This window comes from Bradyrhizobium sp. 482_C4_N1_8, from assembly GCF_052075965.1.
Lineage (GTDB): Bacteria > Pseudomonadota > Alphaproteobacteria > Rhizobiales > Xanthobacteraceae > Bradyrhizobium > Bradyrhizobium barranii.
Window position 1 is genome coordinate 369,745 of sequence record NZ_CP197231.1, and the last position, 20,271, is coordinate 390,015.

A 20,271-nucleotide genomic window follows, 5' to 3' on the forward strand; every position below is an offset into this window, starting at 1 on the left:
TGATATTCGCGCGGTCAACCCACGAACGCCATCCGCCCCTTGAGACCCGATTGGAAGCCCCATGACCACGATCCTGAAAAGCCTGCCCAAGGGTGAGAAAGTCGGCATCGCTTTTTCGGGCGGTCTCGATACCAGCGCGGCGCTGCTCTGGATGAAGCAGAAGGGCGCGCGCTGCTACGCCTACACGGCCAATCTCGGCCAGCCCGATGAAGCCGACTACAACGAGATCCCGCGCAAGGCCGAGGCGTTCGGCGCCGAGAAGGCGGTGCTCGTCGATTGCCGCACGCAGCTCGTCCACGAGGGCATCGCCGCGATCCAGTCGGGCGCCTTCCACATCTCGACCGGCGGCATCACCTATTTCAACACTACGCCGCTCGGGCGCGCCGTCACCGGCACGATGCTGGTCGCGGCGATGAAGGAAGACGGCGTCAACATCTGGGGCGACGGCTCGACCTTCAAGGGCAACGACATCGAGCGTTTCTATCGCTACGGCCTGCTGACCAATCCATCCTTGCGCATCTACAAGCCCTGGCTCGACCAGCAGTTCATCGACGAGCTCGGCGGCCGCGCCGAAATGTCGGCGTTCATGACCGCGCAGGGCTTTGCCTACAAGATGAGCGCGGAGAAGGCGTACTCGACCGACAGCAACCTGCTCGGCGCCACGCACGAAGCGAAGGATCTCGAAAGCCTCGACAGCGGCATCAAGATCGTCAACCCCATCATGGGCGTGCCGTTCTGGCGTGACGACTGCAACGTCAAGGCCGAGAAGGTCGTGGTGCGTTTCGAGGAAGGCCAGCCCACGGCGCTGAACGGCCAGACCTTCAGCGACCCCGTCGCGTTGTTCCTCGAAGCCAATGCGATCGGCGGCCGCCACGGACTCGGCATGAGCGACCAGATCGAGAACCGCATCATCGAGGCGAAGAGCCGCGGCATCTACGAGGCGCCCGGCATGGCGCTGCTGCACATCGCCTATGAGCGCCTCGTCACCGGCATCCACAACGAGGACACCATCGAGCAGTACCGCATCAGCGGCATGCGCTTGGGACGCCTGCTGTATCAGGGTCGCTGGTTCGATTCGCAGGCCCTGATGCTGCGCGAGACCGCGCAGCGCTGGGTCGCACGCGCCGTCACCGGCGAGGTGACGCTGGAGCTGCGCCGCGGCAACGACTATTCGATCCTCAACACCGAGAGCCCGAACCTCACTTATGCGCCGGAACGGCTCAGCATGGAGAAGGTCGAAGACGCCGCATTCACGCCGGCCGATCGCATCGGCCAGCTCACCATGCGCAACCTCGACATCGCTGACACGCGCACCAAGCTGAAGCTCTACACGGATACCGGCCTGCTGTCGGGCAGCGAAGGCTCGCAGATCTTCAAGCTCGAGAGCGACAAGGGTTGATCTTGTAGCCCGGATGGAGCGAAGCGAAATCCGGGGCCTCTCGTCCAGCCGCTAGATTCCCGGATTGCGCTTCGCTCCATCCGGGCTACGCGCTTAATGACGATGTCATGCGCGACCGCTAGGGTTCCGCTCCTGTTGTGAACGGGATTGCGGAGCATCGAGCATGGTCAAGGGATCGGCACTCGCCTCACTCATCGTCCTCTGTTGGACAACGTCGCTGTCGGCGCAGACGATCTATCCGATCGATCGTGCCGAGATCCTGGCTGGCGCCCGGTTCGACTTCAAGGTCGAGTTTCCCGGGCCGGTCGATCCGGCCAGGCTGAAGGTGACCGTGAACGGCGCGGACTATGCTGCCGCGTTCGGACGTAGCGGGACCTTCATCGATCGCGAGGACGGCAAGGACCAGTCGGCGCTGATTTTGCGCGACGTCACGCTGGCCAAGCCCGGCACCGTCACGGTGGATGTCAGCGATGGCACGCAGCAGCGCAGCATCGCATGGACGGTTTACGACACCGGTCCGCGCAAGGCGAAGAACGTCATCCTGTTTATCGGCGACGGCATGTCGCCAGCGCATCGGGTCGCAGCGCGAATCCTGTCCAAGGGGATTGCGGAAGGCAAGAGCCGCGGCAAGCTCGCAATCGACGACATGCCCCATATGGCGCTGGTGGCGACCGCGGGCTCGGACTCGATCATCACGGACTCCGCGAACTCGGCCAGCGCCTATGCGACCGGCCACAAGAGCGCCGTCAACGCCCTGGGCGTCTATGCGGACCGCACCGCAAGTCCGTTCGACGATCCCCGCGTCGAAACCATCACGAGTCTTGCCAGGCGGAGGCACGGCATGGCGATCGGTGTCGTCACCAACACCGAGATCGAAGACGCAACACCGGCCGCGATGGTCGCGCACACCCGCCGGCGCGCCGCCTATGACGAGATCGTCGAGCAGTTCTTCGCGGCGAAGCCGGATGTGCTGATGGGCGGCGGCAGCGCGAATTTTCTGCCGAAATCCGCGGCCGGCTCCAAACGCAAGGACGAAGCCGACTACATCGCGAAATTTCGCGAAGCAGGCTATCAGGTCGCGACGACCGCGAGCGAGCTCGGCGCTTCTGCCGCAAAGCCGGAGACAAGCAAGCTGCTCGGCCTGTTCGCGACCGGCAACATGGATGGCGTGCTCGACCGCAAATTCCTCAAGGGCGGCGGCGTGAAGAAATTTCCCGAGCAACCTGATTTGACCGAGCAGGTGCGGGCGGCGCTGAACATGCTCTCGAAGAACGAGACCGGCTTCTTCCTGATGGTCGAATCCGGACTGATCGACAAATATGCGCATGTCCTCGACATGGAGCGCGCCGTCTACGATACGATCATGCTCGACAACGCAGTGCGCCAGACGCGCGAATGGGCACGGGCGCGCGGCGACGACACCCTCATCCTGGTGCTGGCGGACCACAATCATCCCAACAGCCTTGTCGGCACAGTGAATGACGACATGGGCACCACGCCCAACGTGCCGCTGCGCGAGCGTGTCGGCGTCTACGAGCAGGCTGGATTTCCCAATTATCCGGCGCCGGATGCCGAGGGCTATCCGTCACGCGTCGATGTGAGCCGCCGGCTCGCCATCTTCTCGGCCAGCCTGCCGGATCACTACGAGACGTTCCGCCCGAAGCTCGACAATCCCAACGAGCCGACCGTCAAGGCCGGTGACGACGGGACCTTCAAGGCCAACGACAAATACAAGGACGTCCCCGGCGCGGTGCTGCGCCCGGGCAATCTGTCGGCGATGATCGGCGCCAGCGTGCATTCGGGCGAGGACGTCATCCTGACGGCGACCGGGCCGGGCAGCGAGCGCGTGCACGGCTCGATGGACAACACCGAGGTGTTTCGCGTGATGGTCGATGCGCTTGGGCTCGCCGCAGGGCAGTAGGAGCAGTCGCGTACCGCGCGACATTATGCGGCACCATCTCGCATGAGACCGGAAGGAGGTTGAAACGACCGAATGAGTGGGGCCTCGCAGCGACGGAGCGACCAATGGCGAAGTACAGAGACAATCTGCCTCAGCGCCGCGGCGGTATCTTCCTGACCGACGGCGGCATGGAGACGACCCTGATCTTTCACAAAGGTCTGGAGCTTCCTCACTTTGCTGCCTTCGTGTTGCTCGAGAGCGAGGCCGGCCGCTCGCATCTGAGGCAGTATTACGAGGCCTATCTTGCGATCGCGCGTCAGCATGGGCTCGGCTTCGTGCTCGACAGTCCGACCTGGCGCGCCAATCCTGATTGGGGTGTCAAGCTCGGCTACGATATGGACGCGCTCACGGCGATCAACGTGCGGGCAATTCTTTTTCTCGAGGAATTGCGCGGCACATGGGAGACCTCCGGCCTGCCCTGTGTGATCAACGGTGCGATCGGTCCGCGGGGCGACGGCTACAAGGCCGGCAACATGGATGCGACGGAGGCGATGGACTATCATTCGTCCCAGATCGCCTCCTTCGCCGAGGCCGGCGCCGACATGGTGACCGCGTTCACGCTGAACAGCGTCAATGAAGCCATCGGCGTGGTGCGTGCTGCAAAGATGCACGCGATCCCGGTTGCCATCTCCTTCACGGTCGAAACTGACGGTTGCCTGGTCAGGGGAGAGACCCTGCGGGAGGCGATCGAAGTCGTCGATCGTGCAACGGAAAGCGCCTGCGAATATTTCCTGATCAACTGCGCTCATCCGACCCACTTCGAGAGTGCCCTCCAAGCCGGCGAGCCATGGGTCGAACGCATTCATGGCGTCAGGGCCAATGCGTCGGCCAAGAGCCATGCCGAGCTCGATGAGTCCGAGGTGCTCGACAGCGGCGATCCCGCCGATCTCGGCCGCCGTTATGTGGCGCTCAGGCGGGCATTCCCGCGCATGCAACTGCTCGGCGGCTGCTGCGGTACCGATCACAGGCATGCCGCAGCCATCTGCGCTGCCTGCGTGCCGCTTCAGGCAGCGGGCGCCTGATCCAAACAAAAATGGCCGGGATTGCTCCCGGCCATTTTGCATTTGTGCTTCGCCTCAGCGCGGCGGCGCGGTGCCGGGCGGGGGCGGCGGCAGCGAGGCCTGGCCACCGTTGAGCAGCGGCGTGATGTTGCGGACGGTGACGCGCCGGTTGATCAGGCTCGGTCCTTGCGTCTGCTCCTTCAGATACTGCTCGCCATAGCCCTGCGAGGTCAGGTTCTCGGCGGGCACCCCGAACTGCTGGGTCAGCAATTCGGCCGCGGACTGCGCACGGCGATCCGACAATGACAGATTGTCGACCTCGTTGCCGACCGCGTCGGTGTGTCCCTCGATCAGGAACACCGCACGCGGGTTGCGCTGGATCGCACGGTTGAGACCGTCGGCGATCCCCTGCAGCCGGGCCGCCTGGTCCGGCGGGATGGTCCACGAGCCCGTCTCGAAGGTGATCGTGTTGACGTCGATGCTCGGCATCTGCATGCGAACATTGGGGCTGTAGCGGATCTCGTCGAGCGTGTAACGCCGATCGATCCGCTGTACCGGCGGTGCCTCCATGGTCTGGTAGATCACGTCCGGCGATGCTTCCTCGGCGTCGACGATGTAGCGATCGTAGGGAATGTTCACGACCGGCGGCGGCGCATCGACATAGAAGCCGCCGACCGACCGCGGATCGCGGTAGCTGTTGTCGATGATGATGATCTCGCGCCCGCCGGGGTCCCTGCGGATTCGCCGCAGCAACGAACCGTCGGGACCGACCACGGTGATGACCTCGCTGCCATCAGGACGGATCACGACCGTGCGGGTCTCGCCGCCGACGGTGTCGGTGCGGATGTCGCGGGCGCCATAGCGGAAGCGATAGAGGTCGTTGCCGCGGACGTAGGCCTGTCCGCCCGGATCGCGGATGATGATGCGATCCGGTTCGGTGTAGACGGTGCGGCCGCCTTCGATGGCCTCGCGTCGCTGGTTGTGCAGGTCGGCAATGGTGGCTCCGATCACGGCGCCGGCCACCACGCCCGCACCGATCGCGAGCGGTGTCAGGTCACGCTGCGGCGGGCGCGGCGGAGGTGGCAGCGGTGCGACGACTGTCGGCCTGGCCTGGAAGGCAGGCGTAACCGTCGGCGGAGCGAATTGCGCCCGGTTGGGCGGCGGCGTTGCGGCCGCCGAGCCTGGGACTGTGCTCGGCGCAGCGGCACCGGCGGGCGCCGCGGGCCGCGGCGGGAGGCCGCCGGCCTGGGGCGGCGCAGCCGGAGTTCCGGCTGCGGGCGCGCCCGCGGGAGGCGTTCCGCCCTGTTGACCAGGGGTCGGCGTCGCCGCTGGAGCTGTGCCGGGGGCGGGCGTCGGTCCTGCACCGGGACGGCCCGGCAGCGGCGTCGGAGCGCCACCGGGGGCCGGCGTGGCCGTTGGAGCGGGCGCGGCACCGGGGGCCGGTGTCGGTGATCCTGCAGCCGGAGGCGTGCCGGGACGTCCGCCGGGCGGCGGGGTGCCCGGGCGTCCAGTCGGCGGTGCGCCGGGCGTGGCGCCCGGTGCCGGCGTTGCCGTCGGAGCAGGTGTTGCCGTCGGAGCAGGCGTGGCGGTCGGTGCAGCCGCGCCAGGGCGGGCCGCAGGCGCGGCCGGTGAAGGCGACGGCGTAGCCGCAGGTGCCGGCGCCGGACGTGCGGGTGCTGCTGCGGGCGGCGTTGCTGCTGCCGGCGGAGTCGGAGCGGGACGCGCGGCAGGCGGAGCTGCGGCGGGAGGCGGCGTCGGCGTGTGCTGCTGCGCGGCCGGGGGCGGCGGAGTTGGCGCAGGCGCATGCTGCTGGGGTGCCGCAGCCGGAGGCGGCGACGGCTGCTTGGGAGCTGCCGGCGGTGGGGGTGGCGGCGGAGGCGGAGGTGTCGGACGTGCCGCAGGCGGAGGAGGCGGTGGTGGGGTCGGGCGCGATGGCGCGGCAGCCGGCGGCGGCGGAGCGGGAGGATGCGGAGGTGCAGCTGCGGGCGGCGGCGCCGTGGGGCGCGCAGGAGCTGCAGGCGGTGCCGCGGCAGGAGGAGGTGGTGCGGCAGGACGTGCGCCAGGCGGCGGTCCCTTCGGCGCTTCCTTCGGAGGCTGCTTCGATTTGTCGGTCTCTGGTGGTTGTGTCTGCGCTTGCGCGACCACGAGCGGCGGCGCGCTTTGCGCATGCGATGCGGAGCTTGCGAATTGCATCGCGGTCAGAGCCGTCGTTGCAAGCAGCACGAAACGAAGGTTGGTCATGATGGTGAACTTCCCCGGAAGGTTCTTTGACGAAGTGTCGGGATGAACAGCTACGCGTTAGGCCGGAATGTGGCGGGCGAAGAGGTCGCGGGCCGATTTATTTCTGCACGCAAATCACCTCACTATGGTGACGTTCATTGCGCATTCAGACGCAGGTTGCAATTGCCTCACATGTGATGCTTCGCCTCACATGTGATCGCGCAGCGAACTTGCATCCGTCGCGGGATTCGGCGTGAGCGGTCCGTTCTGTCCGCGCGATGGAATCTCTTCCGGCACGTGGCCCGGCAATTCGTCGGGCCGCGGTGATTCGCCGGGCTCGCGCACGGGCGGCGCGATTTCAGGCTGCGGATTGCCCGGCGGAATTCCAGGCGGCGGCTCGGTGGGCGTGCCGGGCGTCGACGGTGGAATCTCGGGCGGTTCGATCGGCATCACATCATCGAGGTCAGTTGTCTGGAGAATGACAACGATGATGCCGCGCCGATGTTCCTTGTCGTGTCGTGCCTGAACGCGCGCTATTCCGGCGCGTGGCAGACGGCCTCGATGTTGTGTCCGTCAGGGTCGAGCACGAACGCGCCGTAATAGTTCGCATGATAATGCGGGCGGATGCCGGGTGCGCCGTTGTCGCGGCCGCCGGCGGCAATCGCCGCCTTGTAGAAGGCGGCGACCGTGGCGCGATCCTTGGCGAGAATCGCGATATGCACCGGCTTGTTCATCGCGCCTTCCGCACCGAACCAGAGGTCCGGCTTGCCGTTGGCGCCGAAGCCTGCCGCCGCAGCGTGGCCAGTCTGCTCCGCCGTTACCTCCATGATCAGGCTGTAATCGAGTGGTGCCAGCGCCTTGGCGTAGAACGCTTTCGCGCGCTCATAGTCGGAGACCGAAAAACCCAGATGGTCGATCATCGCAAATCTCCCTTGCTCACGGCTAGCGCGACAGGAACGTATTGCTCCGTGTCTTGCGCGCGATCGCAAAGCCGCGCGCGACCATGTCAGCGATACAATCCTGCTGCCATTCGTTTTGTGACAGATGCTCGATCACCACCGCGCGCGGCCACAGCGATTGCGGCGCGTCGCGGAAGAAGCCGATCAGCACGCGGTCCTCGAACCCCTCGACGTCGATCTTGAGCGAATCGACTTGGCCGACGCCGGCCTCGTCCAGAATGCGTGTCAGCCGCAGCGACGGCACCTTGATGGCCTCCGCGCTGGCCGTGCCGGTGACGACGTGCGTGGCGCCGAGATTGCCGCCGCCGCTCTCGATCATGAGCTCGCCGTCGCTGTCACCGGCGGCAGCCTGCACCAGGCGCACCTGCGTCGTCTTCGACGCGGCGTGGTTGAACGAGAGCCGTCCAAACGTCATCGGATGCGGTTCGATCGCGACCACCTTGCCATTGGTGCCGACCTGCTGCGCCATCACCAGGGCAAAGGTGCCGACATTGGCGCCGACGTCGACGAACACGCCGCCTGCCGGGGTGTGTCGGCGCAGGAAGTCGAGCTCGTCGAGATTGTAGTCGGGATTGAACAGCGCGCCGCGCTCGGTCGCGCTGCCCTGGTGATAGAAGCGGAACGAGGCGCCCTGGTACTGCACATCGATCGGCCCGCCGCGTATCAGGTTGACCAGCCGCGACATCCACGGGCGGAACGCACCGCGCTTCAGCCCCGACTGTTGCGCAAGGCGGATGATCGCAGCCTGTGCCGCGTTCGGCGCAAACGCGCCAAACGGCGCGGACGAAGGGGCGTTGTCGGGCGTCAAGCAGGTGGTCCTCGTTGCAGGCGGCGCATGCATAGCCGGTTTTGATGAGGACTCCAATGTTGCGGGAAAAGAATGTAGCCCGGATGGAGCGCAGCGAAATCCGGGGTTCTCGCCGCTCTGATGGACCGTCCCGGATTGCGCTTCGCTCCATCCGGGCTACGGACCTCACGCCGCCTTTTTTGGCGCGGCCTTGCGCTGCCTCAGGAATCGCCCGAGCAGCTTGCGCTTGCCCTTGCGCGGGATCAGGTCGATATCGCTGACGAGCTTGGCGCCGCCCTTGCGGCGTTCCAGCACGATCTTGCGGCTGTGGAAGGCTTCCAGTTCGACGCGATGGGCGACGCTGACGATGGTCGCCTTCGGCAGCTCGTCGGTGACCATCTGCATCATCTTGTCCTGGCTCTTCTCGTCGAGCGCGGAGGTCGCTTCATCGAGCACGACGATGTCGGGATTGTGCAGCAGCAGCCGCGCGAAGGCGAGGCGCTGCTTCTCGCCGCCTGACAACGTCTGATCCCACGGTCCCTCTTCCTCGATCTTCTCCTTGAGGTGGTCGAGGCCGACCTTGTGCAGGGCTTCGCCGATCTCCTCCACGGTCCAGTCGTCCTCGGCGCCGGGATAGGCGACGGCGCGGCGCAGGCTGCCGGACGGCACGTAAGGCCGCTGCGGCAGCATGAACAGGCGCCGGTCGGGATGGAAATTGACGCTGCCGCCGCCCCATGGCCAGAGCCCCGCGATGGCGCGCACCAGCGTGCTCTTGCCGGTGCCGGATTCGCCCGCGACCAGCAGCCGCTCGCCCGGCTCGATCACCACCTCGGTCTCGCCGACCACGGCCGTGCCGTCGTCGAGCGTGACGGAGAGATCCTTCATCTCCAGCATGGCGTCGTTGCTGGTCTCGCCGCGCTTGATGCGGCCGAGGCCGTCGCCCTGCTCGGCGCGCTCGAGGCCGTCGAGCGACATCATCAGCGAGGCGATGCGCCGGGCGCAGGCGTTCCAGTCGGCGAGCCTGGGATAATTGTCGACCAGCCAGCCGAACGCGCTCTGCACGATGGTGAAGGCGGAGGCCGCCTGCATCACCTGTCCGAGCGTCATGCTGCCGTCGAGGAATTTTGGCGCGCAGAGCAGGAGAGGGACCACGGGAGCGACAAGGCTCGAGCCTTGCGAGACCAGCGTTGTGCGCATGTGCTGGCCGGCCAAACGCGCCCACTGCCGCAGCACGTTGGTGAAATTGCGGTCGATGCCGCCGCGCTCCTCCTCCTCGCCGCCGAGCAGCGCGATGCTCTCGCCGTTCTCGCGCACGCGCGTCAGCGTGTAGCGGAAATCCGCCTCGGCCTGGTTCTTGTCCTCGGAGACCTGCACGAAGCGCCGGCCGATCACCAGGATCGAACCGGAGGCGATCGCGGCGTAAAGGATCGCGGCGATGACGAGGAAGCCGGGGATGGTGATGGCGGAGCCGCCGAGCGTGACCGTGAGCGCGCCGCCGATGGTCCAGAGCACGATGATGAAGGTCGCAGCCGACAACAGCGCCGACGTGACGCCGGCGAGGAAATCGACCGGGGAATCGGTCGCCACGCGCAGATCCTCGGCGATCCGGTATTCTGGATTCTTGTGGTCGCCGCCGACCAGGTTGAGCTGATAATAGCGCCCGTTGGCCAGCCAACGCGTCAGCACGCTTGCCGTGAGCCAGGCGCGCCAGCGGCGCTGAATGCCCATGCGCGCGAACACCTGCGCGACGCCGAGCACGATGCTGCCGATCGCGAGCGGGAAGAACACCGCGGTGAGATGGAAGACGGTGGTCGCCTCGCGCTTCTCGATGGCGTCGAAGATCGCGCGATTCCAGACATTGATGCCGTATTGAAAGCCGACGGTGAGGACGATCAGCACGACGAGGCCGATCGAATAGAGCCACGCCAGCCGGTCGCCGTTGCGGCCCCAGAAGCCGCGTGCGCTGATCCAGAAGCGCGTCAGCAGATAGTCCTTGCGAACCTGCTCGGCCTCCTCGGGCGAGAGTGCGGGATCGGGCTCAATAACCTCCGGCGGCGGCGGCGTGACCTCGTCGCCGTTCTCGCCCTTGATCTCGACAATGGGGGGCTTCCTGCCCTGTTCGCGCTTTGCGGCCGGCTTGTGCATGAGCGGATAACGCGAACCAAATCAATCGGTTCCCGTTGGTTCCGTGCCGCCCTCACTCGGCGGCGCCGTCGCGGACCGGCCGGAGCCTCGCGGCCCGATGGAGAACCCGCGACAATTCCTCGATCGAATAGGGCTTTTGCACGAGATCGAAGCCGGCGGCGCCATCTTGTGACAGGGCCTGACTGTAGCCCGTGGTCAGCACGATCGGCACGCGGATGCCGCGCTCGCGGATCGCTTGCGCCAGATCGAGCCCGGTCATCCCGGGCATCACCACGTCGGAGAACACGACGTCGAAGCGATCTGTGTCCACGGTGAGCTCGGCAAGTGCGTCGGTGGCGTTGTCCACCAAAGTGATGCTGTAACCGAGCTCGGTGAGACCGTCGGCAGCGAAATTGGCGAGCTCGATATTGTCCTCGACCAACAGCACCGACATGCCGCTGCCGGCCACCGCCGGCGCGGTGTTGGGCGCCTGCCGCTGCGGCAGCAGGTCCGCCGGCACGCGCGGCAGATAGAGTGAGAAGGTGCTGCCCTGGCCGACCTCGCTCTCGACGGTCACCTCGCCGCCGGATTGGCGGGCGAAGCCGAACACCTGCGACAGGCCGAGACCGGTGCCCTGGCCGACCTGCTTGGTGGTGAAGAACGGCTCGAAGATGCGGCCCAATCGTGCGGCGGGAATGCCGATGCCGGTGTCGCTGACGGCGACACTGACGAAGCCATCGTTGCCTGCAAGATCATGGCTGCCCGAGACGTGCACCAATGTATCGGGTACGGTCGCCGCCGCCTGCACGGCGAAGGTGATCCTGCCTTTGCCCTGCATGGCGTCGCGCGCATTGGTCGCCATGTTGATCAGAGCCGTCTCGAACTGGCCGGCATCGGCCTTGACGAGGCAGGACTCGGTCGGCAGCCGGATTCCGATCTCGATCGCCGGCCCGAGCAGCGTGGCGAGCATGTCGTGCAGCGACTGCATCCGCTCCCCGACGTCGAACACTTCCGGTTTCAGGGTCTGGCGCCGCGCGAACGCCAGCAGCTGCGAGGTCAGCTTGGCGGCGCGCGCGACCGCGTCCGCAATGGCATTGATGTAGCGCTGCCGCCGCTCCTCGCTCAGCTGCGGCCGGTTCAACAAGTCGACCGAGGCACGAATCACGGTGAGGAGATTGTTGAAGTCGTGCGCGACACCACCGGTGAGCTGGCCGAGCGCTTCCAGCCGCTGGCTGTGCTTGAGCGCCTCCTCGGCCTCGCGTCGCGCCGTGGCCTCGGCGTGGAGATGCTGGGTGCGCCGGAACGCGAGCGCAAGCAGCAGAAACAGTAGCGCCGTGGCGGGAATGCCGAACACCAGATGCTGGCCCATGGTGGCGAGCCAGCGCGCGCGGATCGCCGAGGTCTTGAGCCCGGCGCTGACATAGATCGGATATTCGGCGACGCGCCTGTAGCCGACGCGCCGCTCGATTCCGTCCGAGGGCCAGGCGATGGTGATGAGGCCGTGCTCGGGGTGAGCGGCGATCTGCTGCCCGACCGGTCCGGTCGGATCGAGCCGGAAGTCGCGGTCGAGCCGGGGAAAATGAGTGAGCACCACGCCGTCCGTGCGTCCCATGGCGAAGAAGCTGCCGGGATCGGAGCCGATCCTGGCATAAAAGCTCTCGAAATATTCCGGCAGGACGGAGGCCTGGATGACGCCGATGAAGCTGCCATCGTCGGTTTCGCGGCGCCGGCTCATGCCGAAGAAGCGTGCCCCCTGATAGGGCGGACGCGGCGTCAGGGCTGCGCCGACGAACGTGCCAATGTTCTGGTCGACATGGGCGTAGAAGTAATCGCGGTCCGCAAAACTCAGATCCTGCGGTGGCGAGGCGAGGCTGTTGACCAGCGATTTCCCGTTCGAGTCGAAGATCCAGGCCGATTTGAGCTGCGGCAGCGCATCGGTCAGCCGTTTCAGGCGGCGATGCAGCGCCGGTTCGCGCGAGCGGATGACCTCGTCGGGAAGGCCGCGCACGACTTCGTTGAGTTCGGCCAAGCTGCGGTCGATGGTCTCGAACACCTTGAGCGCGTGCTCATGGGCGACATCGAGCGTGCGCTCGATCTCGCGGTCGGCGATGTCCTTCGTCGATGTGTAGGAGATCGTGGAGGTGAAGACGAACAGTGCAATCGGCAGCGCCAGGGATGCCGCCATCATCCACTGCAACAGTCTCAGCGAGTTGCGTTGCGCACCCTGCACAGTCGCTCCGGTCCCTGACCGGAGAGCTTACTTGAAATTCCCGCTGGGAAGGAAGTGGCCTGTCGATGGAACCGGAGGTTGTAATCCGGACGTTCGCGCGTGGTGCGGGCTATGGCGTAGAATGCCCCGGCCGTCGCGGCCGGGGAGCCGTAGCATGAATGAGGCCTAGATCTGGCGCTCGACCATCTTGAGCTTGAGCTCGGCGATGGCTTCCGCCGGATTCAGGCCCTTCGGGCAGGCCTTGGCGCAGTTCATGATGGTATGGCAGCGGTAGAGGCGGAACGGGTCCTCGAGATTGTCGAGCCGCTCGCCGGTCGCCTCGTCGCGGGAGTCGGAGACCCAGCGGTTGGCCTGGAGCAGGGCGGCCGGGCCGAGATAGCGATCGCTGTTCCACCAATAGCTCGGGCACGAGGTCGAGCAGCAGGCGCAGAGGATGCACTCGTAGAGGCCGTCGAGCTTCTCGCGGTCCTCATGGCTCTGGCGCCATTCCTTCTGCGGCGTCGGCGAGGTCGTCTTCAGCCACGGTTCGACCGAGGCGTACTGCGCGTAGAAATTGGTGAGGTCAGGAACGAGGTCCTTCACGACCGGCTGGTGCGGCAGCGGGTTGATCTTGACCGCGCCGTCCTTGACGTCATGCATCGAGCGCGTACAGGCGAGCGTGTTCTGGCCGTCGATGTTCATCGCGCAGGAGCCGCAGACGCCTTCACGGCAGGAGCGGCGGAAGGTCAGCGACGGGTCGATGTTGTTCTTGATCCAGATCAGGCCGTCCAACACCATCGGACCGCAATCATGGGTGTCGACGTAATAAGTGTCGACGCTCGGATTCTTGCCGTCGTCCGGATTCCAGCGATAAACGCGGAATTCGCGAACGTCTGTCGCGCCCGCCGGCTTCGGCCAGGTCTTGCCGCCGGTGATCTTGGAGTTCTTCGGAAGTGCGAATTCAACCATTTCGATTAAGGCCTTCGCTGTTCGCTCAGTACACGCGCGCCTTGGGCGGGATGTACTGCACGTCGTTGGTCATGGTGTAGTCGTGAACGGGGCGGTACTCGATCTTGACCTTGCCGGCATCGTCCAGCCAGGCCAGCGTGTGCTTCATCCAGTTCTTGTCGTCGCGCGCGGAGAAGTCCTCGCGGGCGTGGGCGCCACGGCTCTCGGTGCGGTTGGCGGCGGAGTCCATCGTCACCACTGCCTGCGAGATCAGATTGTCGAACTCGAGCGTCTCGATCAGGTCGGAATTCCACACCAGCGAGCGGTCGGACACGGCGATGTCGGTGATGCCGCTGTGGACCTTCTCGATCAGGTTCTGGCCTTCGCTCAGGATGTCGCCGGTGCGGAACACCGCGCAATTGTTCTGCATCACGTGCTGCATGCCTTCGCGCAGCTTCGCGGTCGGCGTGCCGCCGGAGGCGTAGCGGTAATGGTCGAGGCGGCCGAGCGCGAGCTCGGACGAGTTCGCCGGCAGCTCCGGCTGCTTGGCGTTGGGCGTGAGCTTTTCGGCAAGACGCAAAGCGGCGGCGCGGCCGAACACCACGAGGTCGATCAGCGAGTTGGAGCCAAGGCGGTTGGCGCCGTGCACGGAGACGCAAGCCGCTTCGCCGATCGCCATCAGGCCTGGGATGACGGCGTTGTCGTCGCCGTCCCGCTTGGTCAGCACTTCGCCATGATAGTTCGTGGGGATGCCGCCCATGTTGTAGTGCACGGTCGGCACGATCGGGATCGGCTCGCGCGTCACGTCGACATTGGCGAAGATTTTTGCGGATTCGGAGATGCCCGGCAGGCGCTCGGCCAGCACCGCGGGATCGAGATGGTCGAGATGCAGGAAGATGTGGTCCTTCTTCTTGCCGACGCCGCGGCCTTCGCGGATCTCGATGGTCATCGCGCGCGAGACGACGTCGCGCGAGGCGAGGTCCTTCGCGGACGGCGCATAGCGCTCCATGAAGCGCTCGCCCTCGGAATTGACGAGATAGCCGCCTTCGCCGCGCGCGCCTTCGGTGACGAGACAGCCCGAGCCGTAAATGCCGGTCGGGTGGAACTGCACGAACTCCATGTCCTGCATCGGCAGGCCGGCGCGCAGCACCATGCCGCCGCCGTCGCCGGTGCAGGTGTGTGCCGAGGTGCAGGAGGCGTAGGCGCGGCCGTAGCCGCCCGTTGCCAGGATCACGGTCTGGGCGCGGAAGCGGTGCAGCGTGCCGTCGTCCAGCTTGAGCGCGATGACGCCGCGGCAGGTGCCCTGGTCGTCCATGATCAAATCGATGGCGAAGAACTCGATGAAGAACTCGGCCGCGTGACGCAGCGACTGGCCGTACATCGTGTGCAGCATGGCGTGGCCGGTGCGGTCGGCGGCGGCGCAGGTGCGCTGCGCCTGGCCCTTGCCGTAGTCCATGGTCATGCCGCCGAACGGGCGCTGGTAGATCTTGCCGTCCTCGGTGCGCGAGAACGGCACGCCCCAATGTTCGAGCTCGTAGACCGCCTCGGGCGCGTTGCGCACCATGTATTCGATCGCGTCCTGGTCACCGAGCCAGTCCGACCCCTTCACGGTGTCGTACATGTGCCAGCGCCAGTCGTCCTTGTGCATGTTGCCGAGGGAAGCCGAGATGCCGCCCTGGGCCGCGACCGTATGCGAGCGGGTCGGAAACACCTTGGTGATGCAGGCGGTGCGCAGACCGGCTTCGCTGCAGCCGACCACGGCGCGCAGGCCCGCGCCGCCGGCGCCGACCACGACGACGTCATAGGTGTGGTCTTCGATCGGATAGGCTTTGCCGTTGGTGGCGGGAGCGCCGTTGCCCTTGCCATTCGTCGCTGTGGCCATGGGTTACACTCCGGATGAAAGCTTGAGGATCGCGTAGGTCGAGGCGAGCGCCACAGCGATCGAGAAGAAATTGTTGAGCATGATCGAGATGAGCTTCAGCTTCTCGTTATGGATGTAGTCCTCGATCACCACCTGCATGCCGATCTTCATGTGCCAGGCGCTGGCGGCGATGAAGAGCAGCAGGATCACCGCGATCGGCAGCGAGCCGAGGATCTGTGCGGCACCGGCCTGGTTGCGGCCGAGCAGCATCATGATGATCACGAGCACCGGAATCATCAGCAGCGTCATGGCGACGGCGGTGATGCGCTGGCGCCAGAAATCGGACGTACCCGAATGCGCCGCACCGAGATTGCGGACGCGGCCGAGCGGGGTGCGCATGCTGCGCTTGGGCGTATCGGTCGCGCTCATCGTCCGCCTCCGATCGCATAGGCGATGATCCAGATCAGGACCGTGAGCACGATGCCGCCGATCAGCGCGCCCCAGGTCAGGGCCTCGCGCTCATTGGGCTTGAAGCCGTAGCCGAGGTCCCACACGAAGTGCCGGATACCGCTCAGCATATGGTGCATCAGCGCCCAAGTGTAGCCGAACACGATCAGCCGGCCGATGATGCTGCCGGTGAAGGCCTGGACGTGGGAATAGGCGGCGGGGCCGGAAGCCGCCGCGATCAGCCACCAGGCCAGCAGCAGGGTTCCGACGTAGAGCGCGATACCGGTGGCGCGATGGACGATGGACAGCGCCATCGTCAGCGTCCAGCGGTAGACTTGCATGTGGGGGGAAAGCGGTCGTTCGATCCGTGCGGTCATGGGCTTTTGATGTTTATTGCGGCCCAGCAGGGGGCACGCGGGGATCGCGAAAGGTCGGCTCTATTTACGGAGTCGATTTCGCCTGCGCAATCACCAAATCGCCATAAATCGAACCGCGGTTCAGCTCTAGAGCGTTGATGATGCAAGGCCAATCAGTGGCTTGGTATACCAGCACTTCTGTCCGCCAACGAAAAACAGAATATAGATTCATTTGTTCTGAAGGGACCGATGCGCGTTGAAATTGCTATTGGAACGCCTCTAAACGGACCATGCCGTCCAAACCCGCCCGGGGCCGGTCTTTTGAGCCGCTAACGCCTTTCGGACGGCACCAAACAGCTCCCGCCCCGGCCCGTTTTGGCCCCTGTCCGGATATGCGCACCTTGCATTCCACCCCAGCCGCAAGATGTGGCGTGTCGACCGCGAGAATCAGATCGCCTAAAGCTCCGCACGCAGCTTTCCGAAGGCATGTTTCGGAGAAGTTGCGACCAGTCGCCGGGGCAGGTCAGGGGTGATTGCAGGTCTTGATATCAAGGAGATCGTCGAGCTCGCGCTGTTGCTGATCGCAACCGGCGCGCTCTCGGGATTCCTGGCCGGCGTGTTCGGCATTGGCGGGGGCGCGATTCTCGTGCCGGTGTTTTACGAATGCTTCCGGATCGCCGGCGTGCCGCTCGAAGTGCGCATGCCGCTCTGCATCGGCACCTCGCTCGCGGTGATCATTCCGACCTCGATCCGTTCGTTCCAGGCGCACTACAAGCGCGGCGCCGTCGATATGACGATCCTGCGCGTGTGGTGGCTGCCGATCGTGATCGGCGTCGTCGCCGGCAGCGTCATCGCGCGTTACGCGCCGGAGAAGCTGTTCAAGATCGTGTTCGTCTGCGTCGCCTATTCCGCGTCGGCGCGTCCCATCTTCGCGCGCGAGGGCTGGAAGTTCGGCGATGATCTGCCCAAAGGCCCGCTGATGCGCGTCTACGGCTTCTGCGTCGGTATCCTCTCGACGCTGATGGGCATCGGCGGCGGCTTGTTCTCGAACCTGCTGATGACGTTCTACGGCCGGCCCATCCACCAGGCAGTGGCGACCTCGTCGGCACTCGCGGTCCTGATCTCGATCCCCGGCGCGCTCGGCTACATTTATGCCGGCTGGCCGGCGGCGGCGACCTATCCGGCCGTCGCAGCGCTGCAAGTCCCGTTCGCGCTTGGCTACGTCTCGCTGATCGGCGCCGTGCTGGTGATGCCGATGAGCCTCGTGACAGCGCCGCTCGGCGTGAGAGCCGCGCATGCGATGTCGAAGCGAACGCTGGAGGTGGCGTTCGGCTGCTATCTGTTCATCGTCGGAAGCCGGTTTGTGATGAGCTTGGTGGGCGGACAGTGAACGGCTTCGGCTGAACTCCGCGCCACATCCTCCGCTGTCATCGCCCGCGAAGGCGGGCGATCCAGTATTCCACCAGCGCCGGTGATTGATCCGAGAGGCCGCGGCGTACTGGATGCCCCGCCTTCGCGGGGCATGACAGCGTACCGGGTAGAGGCTCCTCGCAATGACGGCGAGAGAGCAGAGCTCCCCCACTCATTTCTTCGCGTAAATATCCTTGTACGTATCCCGCAGCACGTTCTTCTGCACCTTGCCCATCGTATTCCGCGGCAATTCGTCGACGACGAACACGCGCTTGGGCATCTTGAACTTTGCCAGCCTTCCGTCGAGCGCCTTCAGCACCGCGGCCTCGGTGACGTCGGCGCCCTTGTTGCAGACCAGAACCGCCGTGACGCCTTCGCCGAAATCGGCATGCGGCACGCCGATCACGGCGGATTCGACCACGCCGGGCATGGCGTCGAGCTCACTCTCGATTTCCTTGGGGTAGACGTTGAAGCCGCCGGAGATCACGAGATCCTTGCCGCGGCCGAGAATGTGGACGTAGCCCTTGTCGTCGATCTTGCCGAGGTCGCCAGTGATGAAGAAGCCGTCGGGCCGGAATTCGGACTTGGTCTTCTCCGGCATGCGCCAATAGCCCTTGAAGACGTTCGGGCCCTTCACCTCGATCATGCCGATCTCGTCGCGCGGCAGCTCCTTGCCGGTCTCGGGCTCGGTCACGCGCACGGAGACGCCGGGGAGGGGAAAGCCGACCGCGCCGGGCACGCGCTCGCCGTCATACGGGTTCGACGTGTTCATGTTGGTCTCGGTCATGCCGTAGCGCTCGAGCACCGCATGGCCCGTGCGCGCCGACCATTCGCGATGGGTTTCGGCGAGCAGCGGTGCGGAGCCCGAGATGAACAGCCGCATGTGCTTTGTGGTCTCGCGCGACAGCGCGGAGTTCTGGAGCAGCCGCGTGTAGAAGGTCGGCACGCCCATCAGCACCGTGGCGCGCGCCATCAGCTTGATTATGAGATCGGGGTCGAGCTTCGGCAGGAAGATCATCGACGCCCGCGAAAACAGCGTGACGTTGGTCGCCACGAACAGGCCGTGCGTATGGTAGATCGGCAGCGCGTGGATCAGCACGTCCTTGTCGGTGAAGCGCCAATAGCCGACCAGGCTCAGCGAGTTCGACGCGAGATTGTCGTGCGTCAGCATCGCGCCCTTGGAGCGGCCGGTGGTGCCTGACGTGTAGAGGATCGCGGCGAGATCGTCGTTTGCCCGTGAGACGGTCGCGAATTCGCTGCTGGCCTTGTCGGCGGCTTCCGTCAGCGAGCCCTTGCCGTCGGGCCCGAGCGTCTCGACCTTGGCCTTCACCTTGGCGGCGATCGGGGCGAGGCCCTCGGCCTTGGAGGGATCGCAGACCACCAGCGACGGCTCGGCATCGCCGATGAAGTAATCGAGCTCGTTCAGCGTATAGGCCGTGTTCAGCGGCAAATAGACCGCGCCGGCCCGCACGGTGGCGAGATACAGCACGATATTGGCGACCGATTTCTCCACCTGCACCGCGACGCGGTCGCCGGGCTTCACGCCGCGCGCGACCAGCACGTTCGCCATCTGCCCGGCCCGCGCGATCAGGTCGCCATAGCTGATATGGGCGCCGTCCTGCGTCTCGACCGCGAGGCGTTTGGGATCGTCCAGACCGTCGAACAGGCGGGAAAACAGGTTGGCGTTGGCAGCTTGGTTCATGCAAGATTTCCTCGACCGCAAGGCAAACAAGGCCGGTCAAAACCGAGGGCTGGATTAGCAAAAACCGCCCCAATGAAGCAACGGAGACAGTTTGCATGACCAAAAACGGGAAACGCGTGGCCTGGGTGACGGGCGGTGGCAGCGGCATCGGGGAGGCCGGCGCCGAGGCGCTCGCGGCCGACGGCTGGATAGTCGTGGTCTCGGGCCGCCGCAAGGACGCCCTGGATACCGTGGTTGCCAGGATTGCCAAGGCAGGCGGGGCGGCCGAGGCCATTGCGCTCGATGTGTCCAACGCCGCCGAAGCCCAGAAGGCGGCCGATCAAATCGTCGCGAAACACGGCCGCATCGACCTGCTCGTGAACAATGCCGGTATCAATGTCCCCAAGCGGAGCTGGAAGGACATGGAACTGGAGGGCTGGGACGAGCTCGTCCAGGTCAACCTCAACGGCGTGCTGTATTGCATGCGCGCAGTGTTGCCCACGATGCGCAAGCAGCAGGATGGCTCGATCATCAACGTCTCGTCCTGGGCCGGCCGCCACGTCTCGAAGATGCCGGGCCCGGCCTACACCACCACCAAGCATGCGGTGCTGGCGCTGACTCATTCCTTCAACATGGACGAATGCGTCAACGGCCTGCGCGCCTGCTGCCTGATGCCGGGCGAGGTGGCTACTCCCATCCTGAAACTGCGCCCGGTGGTGCCGAGCGAGGAGGAGCAGGCCAAGATGCTGCAATCGGAAGATCTGGGCCGCACCATCGCGTTCATCGCATCGATGCCGCCGCGCGTCTGCATCAACGAGCTGCTGATCAGCCCGACGCATAATCGCGGATTCATTCAGACGCCGAACAACAGGGATTGAGACGAGCACACTGCCGTAGGGTGGGCAAAGG

General features: G+C 65.5%; 16 protein-coding genes. 5 read left to right on the plus strand and 11 right to left on the minus strand.

Translation table 11 applies throughout. The features are described 5' to 3' along the window. Nucleotides 1-61 precede the first annotated feature (61 nt). The 3 genes from argG (at nucleotide 62) to AB7Z56_RS01745 (ending at nucleotide 4,381) form a co-directional block, all read left to right on the plus strand. Nucleotides 62-1,399 carry an argininosuccinate synthase gene (argG, locus tag AB7Z56_RS01735; protein WP_063980359.1) on the plus strand — a complete coding sequence of 446 codons (1,338 nt, stop codon included), beginning with the start codon at nucleotides 62-64 and terminating at the stop codon, nucleotides 1,397-1,399. 163 nt (nucleotides 1,400-1,562) lie between these two features. Further along, on the plus strand, nucleotides 1,563-3,320 hold the full coding sequence (locus AB7Z56_RS01740) for an alkaline phosphatase (RefSeq protein ID WP_063980360.1): 1,758 nt from the start codon (nucleotides 1,563-1,565) through the stop codon (nucleotides 3,318-3,320). A 104-nt stretch (nucleotides 3,321-3,424) separates the two neighbouring features. Further along, nucleotides 3,425-4,381, plus strand: a complete 957-nt coding sequence (locus tag AB7Z56_RS01745) for a homocysteine S-methyltransferase family protein (protein ID WP_063980361.1) — start codon at nucleotides 3,425-3,427, stop codon at nucleotides 4,379-4,381. 54 nt (nucleotides 4,382-4,435) lie between these two features. Here AB7Z56_RS01745 and AB7Z56_RS01750 read toward each other — a convergent pair whose 3' ends face one another. The 10 genes from AB7Z56_RS01750 to sdhC all read right to left on the minus strand — a co-directional run bounded on the left by AB7Z56_RS01750 (nucleotide 4,436) and on the right by sdhC (nucleotide 16,292). Next, nucleotides 4,436-6,601, minus strand: coding sequence for an OmpA family protein (locus AB7Z56_RS01750; RefSeq protein ID WP_084794918.1), 2,166 nt, complete (start codon nucleotides 6,599-6,601; stop codon nucleotides 4,436-4,438). 186 nt (nucleotides 6,602-6,787) lie between these two features. Then, the gene (locus AB7Z56_RS01755) at nucleotides 6,788-7,030 is read right to left on the minus strand and encodes a hypothetical protein (RefSeq protein ID WP_063980365.1); all 243 of its coding nucleotides are present in this window, start codon (nucleotides 7,028-7,030) and stop codon (nucleotides 6,788-6,790) included. Nucleotides 7,031-7,113: 83 nt separating this feature from the next. Then, nucleotides 7,114-7,500: a VOC family protein gene (locus AB7Z56_RS01760; protein ID WP_441256146.1), complete on the minus strand. Its 387-nt coding sequence runs from the start codon at nucleotides 7,498-7,500 to the stop codon at nucleotides 7,114-7,116. A 22-nt stretch (nucleotides 7,501-7,522) separates the two neighbouring features. After that, on the minus strand, nucleotides 7,523-8,347 hold the full coding sequence (locus AB7Z56_RS01765) for an FkbM family methyltransferase (protein WP_063985985.1): 825 nt from the start codon (nucleotides 8,345-8,347) through the stop codon (nucleotides 7,523-7,525). A gap of 165 nt (nucleotides 8,348-8,512) precedes the next feature. Beyond that, complete coding sequence (locus AB7Z56_RS01770) at nucleotides 8,513-10,471, minus strand: ABC transporter ATP-binding protein/permease (protein ID WP_063980366.1); 1,959 nt, start codon at nucleotides 10,469-10,471, stop codon at nucleotides 8,513-8,515. A gap of 52 nt (nucleotides 10,472-10,523) precedes the next feature. After that, nucleotides 10,524-12,680, minus strand: coding sequence for an ATP-binding protein (locus AB7Z56_RS01775; RefSeq protein WP_354234259.1), 2,157 nt, complete (start codon nucleotides 12,678-12,680; stop codon nucleotides 10,524-10,526). Nucleotides 12,681-12,845: 165 nt separating this feature from the next. Next, nucleotides 12,846-13,628, minus strand: coding sequence for a succinate dehydrogenase iron-sulfur subunit (locus AB7Z56_RS01780; RefSeq protein WP_028151918.1), 783 nt, complete (start codon nucleotides 13,626-13,628; stop codon nucleotides 12,846-12,848). 25 nt (nucleotides 13,629-13,653) lie between these two features. After that, a complete protein-coding gene (gene sdhA / locus AB7Z56_RS01785) occupies nucleotides 13,654-15,489 on the minus strand; it encodes a succinate dehydrogenase flavoprotein subunit (RefSeq protein ID WP_063980368.1) in 1,836 nt (611 codons plus the stop codon). 3 nt (nucleotides 15,490-15,492) lie between these two features. Continuing rightward, nucleotides 15,493-15,897 (minus strand): succinate dehydrogenase, hydrophobic membrane anchor protein, encoded by a 405-nt coding sequence (gene sdhD, locus AB7Z56_RS01790; RefSeq protein WP_063980369.1) that lies wholly within the window; start codon nucleotides 15,895-15,897, stop codon nucleotides 15,493-15,495. Beyond that, nucleotides 15,894-16,292, minus strand: a complete 399-nt coding sequence (sdhC, locus tag AB7Z56_RS01795; RefSeq protein WP_028151914.1) for a succinate dehydrogenase, cytochrome b556 subunit — start codon at nucleotides 16,290-16,292, stop codon at nucleotides 15,894-15,896. The genes sdhD and sdhC overlap by 4 nt, the downstream gene beginning before the upstream one ends. A gap of 508 nt (nucleotides 16,293-16,800) precedes the next feature. On the opposite strand from sdhC, the gene AB7Z56_RS01800 reads away from it, so the two are divergent. Beyond that, entirely contained in the window at nucleotides 16,801-17,661 is an 861-nt protein-coding gene (locus AB7Z56_RS01800; RefSeq protein ID WP_441256147.1) for a sulfite exporter TauE/SafE family protein, read from the plus strand. 192 nt (nucleotides 17,662-17,853) lie between these two features. On the opposite strand, the gene AB7Z56_RS01805 is transcribed toward AB7Z56_RS01800, so the two are convergent. Next, nucleotides 17,854-19,383 carry a malonate--CoA ligase gene (locus AB7Z56_RS01805; RefSeq protein WP_063980371.1) on the minus strand — a complete coding sequence of 510 codons (1,530 nt, stop codon included), beginning with the start codon at nucleotides 19,381-19,383 and terminating at the stop codon, nucleotides 17,854-17,856. 95 nt (nucleotides 19,384-19,478) lie between these two features. On the opposite strand from AB7Z56_RS01805, the gene AB7Z56_RS01810 reads away from it, so the two are divergent. Further along, nucleotides 19,479-20,240: an SDR family oxidoreductase gene (locus AB7Z56_RS01810; protein WP_063980372.1), complete on the plus strand. Its 762-nt coding sequence runs from the start codon at nucleotides 19,479-19,481 to the stop codon at nucleotides 20,238-20,240. The last annotated feature ends 31 nt before the right edge of the window (nucleotides 20,241-20,271 follow it).